The following is a 376-nucleotide window of genomic DNA, read 5'->3' as shown; positions in this document are numbered from 1 at the left end:
GGCTCTTTGTCAAATAGTGTTGATGAAGAATTTTAGGAAGGGATTAAGCAACTAATTGTTGCTTAATTCCTTTTTGTTTTGGGCCAAACATTTTTGTTATTAAGATAATCCTGTTTCTAAAATGGTAATAGTTTTTAAAACCGTAGGCATTTCTTTTAAGCACTTTTATTTTATTGTTTATTCCTTCGATAGGGCCATTTGTTCTAGTTGGATACTCACAAGTATTTTGAATATATGGCAAGTAAGTTATAAGAGTCTTTAATACTCTTTTTAAACCAGGAGATAGGTCTAATTGCGTAGCTGCTTCAATCGTTTCCTTGAATTCTATATAATCTCTATCCTGTATACATTCACGAAGTGAATGTACAACCTCATA

At 31.4% G+C, this 376-nt stretch carries 1 protein-coding gene; it reads right to left on the bottom strand.

The window, feature by feature from the left end:
- Positions 1–43: 43 nt before the first annotated feature.
- Positions 44–376: transposase (locus HMPREF2917_RS07755; RefSeq protein ID WP_141751542.1), on the bottom strand; the 333-nt coding region annotated here is incomplete at its 5' end.

Origin of the sequence: Streptococcus sp. HMSC061E03, assembly GCF_001813505.1 — a bacterium.
Taxonomy (GTDB): domain Bacteria; phylum Bacillota; class Bacilli; order Lactobacillales; family Streptococcaceae; genus Streptococcus.
Note: the sequence above shows the minus strand (reverse complement) of the source record. Positions and strands in the feature narration are given on the sequence as shown.